The sequence below is a fragment of the Tolypothrix bouteillei VB521301 genome (assembly GCF_000760695.4).
Lineage (GTDB): Bacteria > Cyanobacteriota > Cyanobacteriia > Cyanobacteriales > Nostocaceae > Scytonema > Scytonema bouteillei_A.
This window is the reverse complement of record NZ_JHEG04000001.1, coordinates 7971980-7985974: the sequence shown is the minus strand read 5'-3', so window position 1 is coordinate 7985974 and position 13995 is coordinate 7971980. Positions and strand designations below refer to the sequence as shown.

10 protein-coding genes and 1 pseudogene are annotated in these 13995 nt (G+C 42.8%); 7 read left to right on the top strand and 4 right to left on the bottom strand.

Annotated features, from left to right (window positions below):
* Positions 1-69 precede the first annotated feature (69 nt).
* From HC643_RS32725 to HC643_RS32710, 4 genes are all read left to right on the top strand, one after another.
* Positions 70-1350 (top strand): HlyD family secretion protein, encoded by a 1281-nt coding sequence (locus tag HC643_RS32725; protein WP_038085826.1) that lies wholly within the window; start codon positions 70-72, stop codon positions 1348-1350.
* The gene (locus tag HC643_RS32720; RefSeq protein WP_038085822.1) at positions 1347-3269 is read left to right on the top strand and encodes an ATP-binding cassette domain-containing protein; all 1923 of its coding nucleotides are present in this window, start codon (positions 1347-1349) and stop codon (positions 3267-3269) included. The genes HC643_RS32725 and HC643_RS32720 overlap by 4 nt, the downstream gene beginning before the upstream one ends.
* A gap of 167 nt (positions 3270-3436) precedes the next feature.
* Positions 3437-4537, top strand: a complete 1101-nt coding sequence (locus tag HC643_RS32715; RefSeq protein WP_038085819.1) for an ABC transporter permease — start codon at positions 3437-3439, stop codon at positions 4535-4537.
* A 12-nt stretch (positions 4538-4549) separates the two neighbouring features.
* Positions 4550-5686, top strand: a complete 1137-nt coding sequence (locus HC643_RS32710; protein WP_038085817.1) for an ABC transporter permease — start codon at positions 4550-4552, stop codon at positions 5684-5686.
* A 56-nt stretch (positions 5687-5742) separates the two neighbouring features.
* On the opposite strand, the gene HC643_RS32705 is transcribed toward HC643_RS32710, so the two are convergent.
* The 3 genes from HC643_RS32705 to HC643_RS32695 form a co-directional block, all read right to left on the bottom strand.
* Positions 5743-5952 (bottom strand): type II toxin-antitoxin system HicB family antitoxin, encoded by a 210-nt coding sequence (locus tag HC643_RS32705; RefSeq protein ID WP_038085814.1) that lies wholly within the window; start codon positions 5950-5952, stop codon positions 5743-5745.
* 63 nt (positions 5953-6015) lie between these two features.
* Positions 6016-6774, bottom strand: a complete 759-nt coding sequence (locus tag HC643_RS32700; protein WP_038085812.1) for a DUF4058 family protein — start codon at positions 6772-6774, stop codon at positions 6016-6018.
* A 345-nt stretch (positions 6775-7119) separates the two neighbouring features.
* Positions 7120-7752 carry a type I restriction endonuclease gene (locus tag HC643_RS32695; RefSeq protein ID WP_038085809.1) on the bottom strand — a complete coding sequence of 211 codons (633 nt, stop codon included), beginning with the start codon at positions 7750-7752 and terminating at the stop codon, positions 7120-7122.
* Positions 7753-8369: 617 nt separating this feature from the next.
* Here HC643_RS32695 and HC643_RS32690 point away from each other — a divergent pair.
* Positions 8370-8882, top strand: coding sequence for a hypothetical protein (locus HC643_RS32690; protein ID WP_038085807.1), 513 nt, complete (start codon positions 8370-8372; stop codon positions 8880-8882).
* 9 nt (positions 8883-8891) lie between these two features.
* Here the strand turns inward: HC643_RS32690 and HC643_RS32685 are convergent, their stop codons facing one another.
* On the bottom strand, positions 8892-9506 hold the full coding sequence (locus tag HC643_RS32685; RefSeq protein ID WP_408019759.1) for a YdcF family protein: 615 nt from the start codon (positions 9504-9506) through the stop codon (positions 8892-8894).
* A gap of 41 nt (positions 9507-9547) precedes the next feature.
* On the opposite strand from HC643_RS32685, the pseudogene HC643_RS41725 reads away from it, so the two are divergent.
* Positions 9548-9748: pseudogene (locus tag HC643_RS41725) on the top strand (hypothetical protein); the annotation flags it as partial.
* A 642-nt stretch (positions 9749-10390) separates the two neighbouring features.
* Positions 10391-13810 carry a DUF4347 domain-containing protein gene (locus tag HC643_RS32675; protein ID WP_050046601.1) on the top strand — a complete coding sequence of 1140 codons (3420 nt, stop codon included), beginning with the start codon at positions 10391-10393 and terminating at the stop codon, positions 13808-13810.
* Positions 13811-13995: the final 185 nt, after the last annotated feature.

Sequence of the window (13995 nt, the reverse complement as noted above, 5' to 3'; positions counted from 1 at the left end):
AATCGGTCAATCAAGTAAGCTGTGCAATACCCACTCTACTGCTGAAGTCTTAAATATGAGGAAGTTTTTATGACGCAAACACCAACGGAACCCATTCATGACGATCGCGACACCAATGTCAGCCCTGTAGAAGATAAGATACAAGTTTCTCAACCACAACCTTCTCCACAAAAACCCCGACGGCATATTCCCAAACCAGTCTTGATATTAGGAGCGATCGCACTGATTGCAGGTGCGGGATACACGGTTTATCGGACTTTTATTTATCAACCGGAACCTGAAGGTCTATTTTTAAGCGGGCGGATAGAGGGTTATGAAACAGATATATCAGCAAAAATAGGGGGTCGAATTGCGAGTGTAGCGGTGAGAGAAGGAGATTTTGTTAAGCCCGGTCAATTGTTAGTACAAATCGATGATTCAGAACTCACCGCTCAAATTCAAGGAGCAGCAGCCCGCGTTCGTGCAGCACAAGAACGGCTAGAAAGAGCCCGCCAGCAATTACCTGTCTTGGAAGCCCAACTCCAGCAAGCCAATCTTACGACACAACAAGCAAAACAAGAAAGCCAGGGTCGAGTCGAACAGGCAGAAAACGCACTAGCCGCAGCGCGATCGCAACTTGTAGAAGCCCAAGCGAATTTAGAACTATCGCGGGTAAAACAACAAAGAACCAGTTATTTATACGGTCAAGGCGCTGTCTCAGCCCAGAGCAAAGATGAAGACAATGCTGCTCTCAATGTAGCCCGAGCCCGAGTCGCCACAGCCAGACAACAAGTACAGTCAGCCCAAGGAACCCTTACCCAAGCCCAAGCAACACTTCGCAACACGCCGATACGAGCGGCTGCTGCATTACAAATAGAAAAACAAATTTTCCAAGCCCGTACAGATATTGCCGTAGCCCAACAAGAAGTCAAAGATGCTCAAGCCACACAAGCACAAGTGCAAGCAAACTTAAACTACTTAAAAATCAACAGCCCCCTAGCAGGTAGCGTCATTACTCGTTCGGTAGAAGCAGGCGAAGTTGTTGCAGCCGGCGCGCCACTCGTGACAATAGTCAATCTAGATAATCTTTACCTGCGTGGCTTTATACCTGAAGGAGAAATAGGAAAAGTTAAAATAGGTCAGCCCAGCCTGGTTTATTTAGATACATATCCCAAGCAACCGTTGAAAGCAACAGTCACCCGCATAGATCCCAAAGCCAGCTTCACACCAGAAAATATTTACTTTAAAAAAGACAGAGTTACACAAGTCTTTGGAGTAGAACTTACCCTTAAAAATTCCCAAGGACTGGCAAAACCGGGAATGCCAGCTGATGGGAGGATTTTGGAGGGACAAGGGGGACAAGGGAGATGAAAGATCCCACTCAACCAACAAACACCCCTGTCATCTCCATTCGGGATTTACGCCACTGCTACAACAAGCACATAGAAGCAGTAGCAGGTATAAACTTAGACATTTATCAAAGCGAAATTTTTGGGCTCATAGGACCCGATGGAGCGGGGAAAACCACTACATTCCAGATTCTCTCTGGAGTCATGGAGCAAACAAGCGGTATTGTAGAAGTCTTCAATTCCAAGCCGTGGGATGTGCGCTTGCAAATGGGCTATCTCACCCAACGCTTTAGTTTATACCAAGACATGAGCATTTGGGAAAACATACGTTATGCAGCAGGTTTGCGTGAAGTCAGTGAAGCCGTATTAAAAACCCGCAGCGATCGCTATCTCAAATTACTGGATTTAGCCCAGTTTAAAGATCGTCTCGCCGGACGCCTTTCCGGAGGGATGAAACAAAAACTGGCTTTGTGCTGTGCGCTGATTCACCAACCCAAAATTTTGTTGCTAGATGAACCGACAACAGGTGTCGATCCCGTGTCGCGACGGGAATTTTGGGACATTATTGCAGAACTGGCTGTAATGGAAGGGATGACGACGGTTGTTGCAACTCCTTACCTTGATGAAGCCGAACGCTGTTCGCGGATTGCTTTGATGTATGAGGGTAAAATTCAACAGTGCGATACACCTTCTCGCGTTAAGGCTAGCTTGGGGATGAAACGGTTAGAAGTGTATTTGCCAGTGTCGGAACTTGATAAAGCAGCCGAGATCCTGAGTCAAAATCCTGAGTTGCAAGGAATGATTTCTGACGTGCAGCGTTTTGGCGATCGCTTGGATGTGCTGACAGCAGAACCGGGAGAAACCAAACAGAGAATTCAGTCTATTTTAGAAAGAGAAGAGATTCTGGGGGAAAACTTTGTTGTTGATACCCCGACGCTTGAGAATACTTTTGTCGCTCGATTGCGGGAACAAAAAGGGAGCGTTCCTGCTAGCAATTTCCCTCGCATATTCCACCAGGAAATGTCTTCTGGAACAGCCATTGGCGCACAAGATTTAAATAAAGTTTTTGGTAATTTTCACGCGGTTAAAAATATCAATTTAAATATTAAATACGGTGAAGTTTTTGGTCTTTTAGGAGCAAATGGTGCTGGGAAAACAACAGTTATCAAAATGCTGTGCGGTTTCTTGCCTGCGAGTTCTGGAAAAGTTTCTTTAGCAGGAGAAATCGGTCAATTACGCAGTACAACAGTGCGGCAAAAAATTGGCTATATGTCACAAAAATTTACGCTATATGATGATTTGACTATTGGACAAAATTTAGAATTTTATTGTGGTGTTTATGGTGTTCCCCGCCGCTATCGACAAGCCAAGAAAAATTGGGTATTGCAAATCAGCGACCTTGTAGGTCAAGAGGAAAAGCTAACTCGCGATTTACCCGGAGGTTGGAAACAGAGAGTTGCTTTTGGTGCAGCAGTGATGCACGAACCAAAGGTTTTGTTTTTGGATGAGCCAACCTCTGGCGTTGACCCCCTAGCAAGAAGAGAATTTTGGCGTTGGATTAACCAGTTTGCGAGAGAAGGAATGGCAATATTGGTTACAACTCACTATTTAGAAGAAGCCGAACAATGTCACCGTTTGGGTTTTATGGTTGCAGGAGAACTCGTAGCACAGGGAACTCCACGCCAAGTCAAGCAGGAACAACCAGGGCGATTGGTGGAATGGGAGTGCGAACCCTTGCAGACAGCATCGGATTTGTTGAAGCAAAAGTTAAAACGTTCTTCAGTCTCAATTTTCGGCTCGCGCTTGCATACGGTGTTGGATGAACCGCGCTTGCAGATCCCTCAAGTTCAGTCTTGGCTGCAAGAGGCTGGGGTCAAAGTGCAAAACTACAGAGAAATTGAGTTTTCTTTGGAAGATGTGTTTATTGGTGTGGTGAGTTGAATCTAACATTGAACCGTTATTGTTGGGTTTGGTTCATTGAACTCTTATAGCAGTCCTAAATGAAATATAAGAATAAGAGTGAAGACGGCTAATAGCTAATTGCCTTTTGACCATTAGCAATTAGCAATTAGCTATTAGCCATTAGCCATTATAAATCATGTCTAACTATGAAACGCATTTTTGCTCAAACTATAAAAGAATTATCGCAGTTGGGACGCGATCGCCTGACTTTGACTTTGGCTCTTTTGTTGCCTTTGATGCTGCTGCTGTTGTTTGGCTTTGCGGTATCGTTGGAGGTAAATAAGATTAATTTTGCAATTCAAGATTTGGATAGAACTCCTAGCAGTCGGGAGTATATTGCGACTTTTGAGCGCACAAATAAGTTTAATATTGTTGCTTCTGGTCCGGAGGTGAATGTCACTCGGTTGTTGGATGGGGGTAAAGTTGCTGCTGGTTTGATTGTTCCTCCAAAGTTTGCTCGGGATTTGCAGCGAAATGGGGGCGGGGCTGAGGTGCAGATTTTAGTGGATGGTACTGATGCTAATACGGCGAATATTGTTAGGGGTTATACTAAAGCTACGACTAATGCTTTTATGGAGAATCTCCGGGGAAGTCGAGAACCTCTGGTGAATCTTCAGTTTCGCTTGTGGTATAATCCGGGTCTTGATAGTTTGAGATATATCGGTCCTGGGGCGATCGCAATTACCGTGACTCTGTTTCCTCCATTGCTTGCTGCTTTGGCAACGGCGAAGGAATACGAACAGGGGACTATTCTGCAAGTTTACGCTTCTAGCTTGACAGGTACGGAATATTTGTTTGGGAAGGCTGCAGCATTCTGGCTGGTGGGTATGGCGGAGGTGTTGTTTGTCAATGTGGAAGCATGGCTGTTCTTTGGATTGTGGTTTGTGGGCGATCCGACACCGATGATTTTCAGTTCGATGCTTTACATTGCTTGTGGTGTTTTTTGGGGGATTTTTGTGGGGAGCAATACCAAAGTTCAGAGTGCTGCTATTCAAGCAGTTGCTTTTACTGCATTTTTACTTTCACTTCAGTTGTCTGGGTTTATTTATCCTATAGCCAATATCCCCGCTAGCATTCGCTGGATTTCTAACATTATCCCGGCTCGGTATTACATCGAGTTAAGTCGCGATGCTTATGCGCGTGGTGTAGGTTGGTTGGGTATTTGGTCTCAGGTATTGGCGTTAGGTATGCTGTCTGGGTTGTTCTTCTTTTTGGCTTGGCGCAAATTGCAGAGAATGAGGGTGTAGGGATTTTGGCTTATGTTTATCAATTTAATTGACTCAATTTTAGGAAGCCGATTTTGGGCGCTGTTCCGCAAGGAGTTTGCTCAAATATTTCGCAACCGCCAGCTTGTGATTCAGCTGCTCGTACCGCCGACAGTCTTTTTGATGCTGTTTGGTTTTGCTTTAAATCCGGAAGTGGAAAATCTGAAGGTTGGCATTACCGATTACAGCAACAGTAGTGCTTCGCGGGAATTTGTACAAATATTCGACCAGACGGATGCATTTGTGGTGAGTCGGTATTACTCCGAGCAGAAGGATATGGTAGCGGATTTGGCAACGGGAAAACTAACAGTTGCTGTGACAATTCCGCGAGAGTTTGCTGGGGATGTTGCTAAAAAGCGTTCTGTGGAAGTGCAGGCATTATACGATGCTGTTGATGCAAATACGGCAAGTATTGCGTCGAGTTATATCACTCAATTGGTGAGCGACTATAACTCGCGACAGCGAGAGATGGGAGATTTGCAAAAGAACCAGGTACGAGTTGAGACTTCGATTTTTTACAATCCGGGGCTGGAAAGTTCTTGGTTTATTGTATCGGGAATGTTTGGTATCGTCCTGACGGTGATTGGTTCTCAAGCGGCTGCTTCTCTGGTGGTTAGGGAAAAGGAAGCAGGGACTATCGAGCAGTTGGTGATGACTCCTGCTTCCAATACTGAGGTGATTCTGGCTAAGGTGTGTCCGTTGCTGGTTTTGCTAACGTTGGATGTTTTGATTGCTCTTGGTATTGCACGGCTGGTATTTGACGTCCCACTGCGGGGGAATTTGTTAGTATTTCTGATAATTGCCGTGCTTTACTTTTGGGTAGGTATTAGTATTGGGATTTTGATTGCGACTTACTCAAAGAGCGAACAGCAGACGCAGTTAACGGCTTTCTTTATCAATCCACCTTTGGTTCTATTGTGTGGGGCGTTGACTCCTATTTCTTCAATGCCAACTTTTATACAATGGCTCTCTTATTTAGATCCCTTGCGCTATTTTATTGAGGTTTGCCGTGGGGTGTTATTGAAGGGGGTGGGTGTGGAGACGCTTTGGCCTCAGGTACTGATTTTACTGGTTTTTGCCACGGTGCTGATGTCTTTGAGTATCCGACAGTTTCGCCAACAGTTGGGGTAAATCTCCGTAAGGATGATACAAATCAATCATGTAGAGACGCGCTGTTTTAAGCGTCTTTATGAAGCCTCGACATATTCACACAAAGTAGTTGGCTCAGGAATCGGTAATCCTTCTTCTCGCAATCCCTCCAAATGAAAAGCGATCGCTTCTTTAATTTGCTGGTTAACTTCTTGAAGAGTTATACCAGTAGCAACACATCCAGGTAGATCTGGTACATAAGCTGAATAGTTGTTTGCTGCTTTTTCAATCACAATTGCATAACACATTAATTTTTCTCTAATTTTTTATTGTGCATCTTGATAGAGATTTAATAACGTTGCAACCCACTCTCAATCTAGTGCTGATAGTGCCGGAGGTGGGATAGGTTGGCTATAATCAATTCGCGTGGAATAACGGGCGCGATCGCATACGCCGTTGAAGATATCTTGTAATGGTACCAGAGGTTCTTCTTCGTTGGGCTTTAGGGGAATTGGAAATGATGGTAGTTGTTGTTGCAAGGAAAAGCTGTATAAATCGGCTGCGGGGCGTCGATCGCTCCGACTGATGAGGATGCGGTATGCTGTTGTCGATCGCATTCCCAGAATTGCCATCGGTTTACCGCCGCGTAGCAAGTCCAGTTCTACTAAGTGAGTGGCGCTACCTAGAATGGCCCGTCGCTTTTTCTCATAAGCTGTCCTACCATCTCCAGAACGCTTATTCTTTGGAGATAAAAGTTCTATTACGGTTATGACCTCGTCTGTAACGATTTCCCGGACTTCTAGATAGCGCTCGTTTACAGTTAAAGGCATGGGGATTTCAACTCGTTCGGGTCGGATCTGGGTAGCTGTGGAGCGATCGCCTGCTATTGGTTGTTCTTCTGTGGAATTATCGGAGCGATCGGAGAAGATAATGGCATCTGGAATACCAATGAGTAAGCCATCTTCACTATCGTCGCTTTGATAAGTGCGAGTTTCCACTTCTACGTAGTACTGGGAGCCGAGTTGTGGTTCTATTGCATCGGCAATGGCTATAATGAGTCGGCTGTGAAATGAAGACCAAAAGGTAGGTTGTTCCAGATAGGGGTCCATACCCGGAAATGGTGAGGGCATTTGTCTGCTCCCATCACGCAAGAGTTTTTTCCAGTATACTTATCGCTTGGCGTCAAACGCAAATGCTTGCAAAATCATTCAACCAATTTTTGCTGGTAAAGGAAAACGTTATGAATTGATTTTACTCGTTTTTGCTACAGTGCTGATGTCTTTGAGTATTCGGCAGTTTCGGCAACAGTTGGGGTAAACAGTGACGATTTTCGAGCAGCAACTTGACTTTAGCAAGAGTCCAGGTTTAGTGACTGAGGGTTGCGCTTAAAATTCCCTCACATTGGAAATGTGGGGCTATACAAACAAAGTCCGCCTGCGCGGACTTATTAGAAGCATCTTTATACAAAAATGGTATTAGGAAGTAGCAATTAACTCTCCCATATGACGCATAATCTTTAACACCTCGTATAAATCTCCTTCATTGATAATGCTGAATTTGCGAGACAATCCGTAAATAGGGGTTTGTTGTTTAACTAATTTAATAAATATAAAATCTTCGCCTCCTGTTAAAATACCAAATGTTGGCTTATCTACATCAGGCTGACATAGCATATATGCAAGTGCTTGAGGTATCCCTAACGAAAGTGAAAATGTAGTCCGTTTGGCTTCTAGTACCCAAACCCAAAATTGATTTTGTAAAACTAACGCGTCAATTCGTCCTTGTAAAATTTCCTCTTCCGTTTCTACTTGCAGTGTTACAGATAGCTCAAATCGTGTTTTGAAAGGTGTATCGTAAAAACCTGCTATATCGAGTAGCGGACCTACTATCATCATTTTCACTCCACTTTCTAGCAGCGCTCCTTCATCGAGTTGATAAAAGTACCGAGAACGCACCCTGTCCAAAAATATTTTATCTGCATCACTAATTTGTGGTAGGTTTTCATACCACTCTGGAAAAAACTGACGCTCGTCATTGCGTTGCAAGTTAAAATTTTGGCGTAAATATTTAAGTGTAGTTTGTTCTGAAATGGGGATGGTTTGAACCATAGATGTGCTTCGTTATTAGAAAATTATTTTAATTATATATATGGTCAGACATTAGTAATATTAGTAAGTAAGCTGAAGAAAATTGGTAAACTCAGATCTTGCATCAACGTATTAATATTGAAAAAATTGTCTTTTAATAAACATATATTTTTGTCATCAAAACGTCAAATTAAGCTTATTAGCCTGCGGAGGCAGGCTTTGTTTGTATAGCCTCACCCTTCTAGGGTGTAGGTGCAAGAAACAAATAAAGGAAAACGTTACGAATGTAAATTTCAAGGAGAAGTATTGTGAGTCGTAGTGCGATCGCATGGTGTACTGAGTGAAGGTTGTGCGGTATGCGAAGCTGAATGGGTTAAGTCGTATCGCGTCACAGTGAAGGGATGGGGAGTGGCATTGCATGAGTTTTGAAGGAGTGATTTCAATCTCTGGGTTGACGTTTTTTACCACTGGGATATTTACGGTGAAAGGAAATCCATTTCTCTAAAAGCAAACTGCACGTTGAAAAAGGTTTGTAGTGGCGATGAATGCCCTACATCCGACAATGGGTAGCGTTACTTGCTTGGGCAAGAGAGTAAGAGATTTTGTTGGTGAAAAAATGACACACTGGGGATAAAGTGATGAATTATCTTTTTGCAGTTTTACCGGATAGGAATAAAGCAGAGGAAGCTTACACGGCTTTGGAAAAGGAAGGTTTACCGACCAATCAAATAGACATTTTGGGTCAGGGGTACAAAAGTGCGGATGAGTTTGGGTTGATTGACCCGAACAAGCAGGCGAAGAAAGGATTTGCGCGTTTGAATTCTTGGCTGCTTCCTTTTGGTTTTGTGGCTGGGTATGCTTTTAACGCTTTGACGGGGATTGAGGTATTGCCTGTTGGAAATATTGGCAATCACATCATTGGTGGGATTTTTGGAGCGGCGGCTGGTGCTATGGGTGCATATTTTGTTGGTGGCGGAGTTGGTTTAGCTGTGGGGAGTGGAGATGCTTTACCCTATCGCAATCGGTTGAATGAGGGGAAGTATTTGATTGTTGTGAAGGGCACTCAGGAATTGACGAATCAGGCGACTCGCATTTTGCGCCAGTTTGAGCCGGAAAATTTGCAGGGGTATGCGGAACCGACGGGGGCTTAGATGGTTCTCCTAAGTGCATCTCCGTATCGGGAATGAAGCAGGTAAATTAGGATTTAGGCTAGCTCCTGTGCGACCTGTAATAATCCACAGGAGCGAGCGACCACCATCGCGCAAAATATGTAAAAGCGATTCTTTTGGTTGGCGAGCGCGGACGGATAAAGGGGTGAAGGTAATGCCCTGACTGCCAAGGACAAGGGTTGCTATCACTTTGGCTCTGGGCATATGATAGTCGGATGTGATGACGTAAAGATGGTGGATTCGGCGTTGCTTGAATTCGGGTATGAGGGATGTGAAGTTGGTTACGGTGTCAACAGCTGTGTAGTCGAGGTGAAGGCGATCGCTGGGAATCTCTGCTTTTTGAAAGATGGGGCAGACTACATCGGGAGGGGTTCCCGTGGAAACCCAAATGTCTAAGTTGGGATAGTATTGTGCAATATAAGCAGCGAATTGTTCTCTTTCTGGGGGACCGCCAAGAACAAGGATTGCTTGCGGGTCGGGGGCTTGGTAAGAGGCGATCGCCAGACGCAGGGGAATAATGCTTGTGATGGCGATCGTTAAGCCTACCAGAGCAAATAACCAATATTTTTTGAGATAGCGATGTAAGACTATCACGGCTGAATTCACTGTTTTGTTATGCTACTTCACTTAAGTTATCGCATATGAATATGGGTGCATATTTTATTGGTGGCGGAGTTGGTTTAGCTGTGGGGAGTGGGGATACTCTACCTTATCGCTAACGTTTAAATGCTGGGAAGGATTTGATTGTTGTGAAGGGGTCTCAGGAATTAACAAGTCGGGCGACTCGCATTTTGCGCCAGTTTGAGTCGGAAAATTTGCACGAGGCATACGGAACTGACGGAGGCTGAATTGTATATACGTAAAGACGCAAAATACTGCGTCTTTACACAAGCTCTAGAGATCGGCAGTTTGCCTGCTTTTAAGAAAGATTTATGATAGTGAAGCATTTCACGTAATAGTGATGTGTTTGTGGGATATTTTTTATATAAGGTTATTGTGTTCTTTTTATTGAACAACTTAACGATATTCGGTCTATTACGTAAGTAATACGTATATTTTGGCTTTACAAATAGCATATAAAACGAGTTTTATTATAAATTTTTAGAAAAAAAAGTAAAGATAATTAATCAACACTTAGTGGATTCTTGAAAAGCAAATTTCCGCATATTTTCGCTTATCTTTTATCTGCTTCTGACAATATACCTATATATAAGGTGATTTTAGTTTGCATCCCACAATCTAAAGTCACTAAATTTAGGGAGCGTTTAAGTAAGTCTGGCAAATTAAAAGTATATATAGATACCTAACACCAGTAATAATTAAAGTCATCTACTCACGCTTTTTGTTTTCATTCTCTCAATTTTGCCAACTATACTCCTTTCAGTTTCAGGTTTTTAAAAGCCTGAAACTCGGCGTATTTATCTGTCTTGCCTACTTTGCAATTTTTTCTTTGATAAATCCATTCATTTTAAGTTAAAGGAAAATCCACAATGTCTCACGTTATATCTCTCGATACCGATAATTTGAAAAGCTCGTATCAGCTCGTCACACGCTGCGACAGCAAGGAACAGTCACTCAATATACTGGTGGTCATCGATCCTGGTGTAACGGACTATCAAATGCTGGCTGCTGGAGTCGTAGCAGGTGCAAGAACTCTAATTCTTGATGCTAATCGTGATGGTATAGAACAAATCACAGAGGCGTTGCAGAGCAAGAGCAACACTAGCTTGCACCTTGTTTCTCACGGTTCTCCTGGTTGTCTCTATTTGGGTAATACTCAACTGAGTCTTGACACTCTGGAAAGTTATACAGAAGAGTTGCAAAGTTGGTTTCTATCGTCGCTTATTCTTTATGGCTGTAATGTTGCGGCTGGAGATGCTGGTGCAGAGTTTATTGAGCAGTTGCACCAAATCACTAAAGCTCAAATCGCTGCTTCTAATAAGCCTGTTGGAAGTAATGCGTTGGGAGGAGATTGGGAGTTAGGAGTCAGGATTGGGGCTGCAAATGTTGACTTCGCATTTCAGATTTCTGTAATTCAAGAATATAGTCATACTTTGAATACTGCACCCACCCTTACAGCTAATGCTACCTTGAGTTCAGTAAATGAAGATACTATCAATCCTCTTGGGCGCACTGTTCTTGAACTATTTGGCGATCTAGTTAGTGATAATGATACAGATGAGCCTTTGGGCGGTATCGCTGTAGTTAGTAATACTGCTACCACTACGCAAGGAAAATGGCAGTACTCTACTGATGGTAGCACTTGGTTCGATATTGGTAGCGTAAATGATGGTACCAACGCTCTAGCACTCTCTCAAGATACTAAAGTACGCTTTCTTCCCGGTTCTAATTTCAATGGTACGCCATCACCACTACAACTGCGAGCAATAGATAATACTTACGCTCTTGGTTACACTATTGGAGGAAATCGTGTCAATATAAATACAACTAATAATGGCGGCTCAACATTAATTTCTCAAGAAATTGGGTCTTTGACAATTAAAATTAACTCTGTTAATGATGTACCTATTGCTGGTACAATACCCAATCAGGCTGCAAAAGCTAACATACCTTTTAATTTTAAACTTCCATCAAATGTCTTTACCGATCCTGATATCGCTACTAACGGAGACGTACTAACTCTTACTACTGGTGCTGGGTTGCCTAAGTGGTTGTCTTTTAATGCAGCGACCCAAACCTTTAGTGGTACTCCAGGAAATGGCAACGTAGGTACTGTAAGCGTTAAAGTTAAAGCCACTGATTCGGATGCAGAAACTGCTGAAACTACTTTTGTCATTAATGTTGCGCCTCCAGATGGAGGTATTGTCGGTACAAATTCTAATGAGAATTATACAGCAACAAGTGGAAGTGATTTTATTGATGCTTCAGGCGGAAATGATACTATTGTCACTACCTTTGCCAATCTTCAACAAAATGATACCTTCAGCGGTGGTGCTGGAACAGATACCTTTATTCTCTCTGGTGGCACTAGTTCAAACACAATAACCATTAACTTAGCAACTTCTTCCAATCAACTTCAAGGTATTGGTAGTACGACTGTATCAAACTTTGAAATTTTCAAACTAGAACATTTTGTCGGTAATGTAACTTTTACTGGCACGAGTGGCAATGATACTTTTGTGAGTGGGGCAGGTAATGACACTCTTAATGGAGGGTTGGGCAATGATAATTTCTATGGTGGCTCTGGCAATGATACTCTCAATGGTGATGCTGGCAATGATCAACTAGACGGTGGCGCTGGGAATGACTTTATTTATGGGGGAGCAGGAAATGACCAACTTCAGGGTTCAGCAGGAAACGACACTCTCATTGGTGGCGATGGTAATGACAGTTATTACGTTGATGCTGTAGGTGATTCCATACAAGAAAGCAGTACTGGTGGTATAGATACTGTTTCCGCATCTATCAGCTATTCTTTCTTAGGAACTAACTTAGAAAACCTCTACCTTATAGGTAATAACGCCATTGACGGTACAGGAAATGCTGCTAACAATTACATTTTAGGTAATAGTGCTATCAACATGCTTTCTGGTAACGAGGGCAATGATACTCTTGATGGCGGGGCTGGTAATGACAAGCTTGACGGTGGGGCTGGTAATGATACACTCAATGGTGGGTCTGGTATCGACATCCTCATTGGTGGTGATGGCAACGACATCTACTATGTTGACGATATCAATGATTCTATTCAGGAAACTGATACGGGTGGTATTGATATTGTTTATGCATCTGTAAACTACACTCTAGGTACTAATGTAGATAACATTACCCTTTTAGGTAGTAATGCAATTAACGGCACAGGTAACAGCAATAATAATTATATGCTGGGTAACAGCAGTGCCAATATTCTGACTGGTGGTGATGGAAATGATATTCTCAACGGTGCAGCTGGTAACGATACCCTTATTGGTGGTAATGGGAATGATATCTACTATGTTGATGCTAACGACATAGTTAATGAAATTGGTACAAGCGGTACTGATACTGTTTTTGCCTCTCTAAGCTTTACCTTAAGTGATAATGTGGAAAACCTCTACCTTTCTGGCAATGCTGTCAATGGTACAGGTAACGCCAGTAATAACTATATTACTGGTCATAGTGGTGTCAATTTCTTATTTGGTGAAGATGGCAATGACACTCTTGAGGGTAATGGTGGTGATGACACTCTTGATGGCGGGAATGGCAATGACTCTCTAGTCGGTGGCGCTGGTAGTGACACTATGATTGGAGGTAACGGCGATGACATTTACTATGTTGATAGTGCTAGCGATATCATCAAGGGAGAAACTAGTACTGGTGGTATAGATATCGTTCGCGCATTTACAAGCTATGTGTTACCTACTTATGTAGAAAATCTTTATCTCATAGGTAGCAATGCAGTTAACGGTACAGGTAACGCTTCTGATAACAACATTGGAGCTAACAGCCTTGCTAACAACTTATCTGGCGGAGATGGTAATGATTCTCTATTTGGTGATAGTGGCAATGATACTCTAGATGGTGGATCTGGTAATGATATCCTTACTGGTGGTCTTGATAGCGATCGCTTCCTCTTTAATTCAAATGCTGCTTTTGTTGCCAGTGCTGTTGGAATTGACAGGATTAGTGACTTTACCTCTAATTCTGACAAGATAATACTTGATAAGACCACCTTCACTGCTCTTAACAGTGGAGTAGGTATTGGTTTCAATGTAACGAATGAATTTGCAATAGTGACAGATGATTTTGCAGCATCAATCAGTACAGCTAAGATTGTATACAATTCTGGTAACGGTAAATTGTTCTACAACCAAGATGGGGTAACCTCTGGTTTTGGTACAGGTGCTCAGTTTGCCACCATTGCCAACAACCCATCTCTCACTGGAAACGATTTCGAGATCGTTTCTTAGTGAAAGATAAAATCTCTTGAGTTACTAGTCTGTAGTTGCACTATTTTAAAGCAGGAGAGTAACTGGAAACCCATATGTAGTGTTCCTACATTAATTTTACAAGCCTTAACCTTTGGGTTGAGGTTTTTCTTTTTCCAAATCCTGCTCCAAAAGGACGTTAAGGATTGAAATAGGCAAATTACATC

Coding starts and splice junctions, on each gene's coding strand:
- HC643_RS32720 (WP_038085822.1), top strand. CDS start 1,347: ATGAAAGATCCCACTCAACCAACAAACACCCCTGTCATCTCCATTCGG.
- HC643_RS32710 (WP_038085817.1), top strand. CDS start 4,550: ATGTTTATCAATTTAATTGACTCAATTTTAGGAAGCCGATTTTGGGCG.
- HC643_RS32705 (WP_038085814.1), bottom strand. CDS start 5,952: ATGTGTTATGCAATTGTGATTGAAAAAGCAGCAAACAACTATTCAGCT.
- HC643_RS32690 (WP_038085807.1), top strand. CDS start 8,370: ATGAATTATCTTTTTGCAGTTTTACCGGATAGGAATAAAGCAGAGGAA.
- HC643_RS32675 (WP_050046601.1), top strand. CDS start 10,391: ATGTCTCACGTTATATCTCTCGATACCGATAATTTGAAAAGCTCGTAT.
- HC643_RS32715 (WP_038085819.1), top strand. CDS start 3,437: ATGAAACGCATTTTTGCTCAAACTATAAAAGAATTATCGCAGTTGGGA.
- HC643_RS32725 (WP_038085826.1), top strand. CDS start 70: ATGACGCAAACACCAACGGAACCCATTCATGACGATCGCGACACCAAT.
- HC643_RS32700 (WP_038085812.1), bottom strand. CDS start 6,774: ATGCCCTCACCATTTCCGGGTATGGACCCCTATCTGGAACAACCTACC.
- HC643_RS32695 (WP_038085809.1), bottom strand. CDS start 7,752: ATGGTTCAAACCATCCCCATTTCAGAACAAACTACACTTAAATATTTA.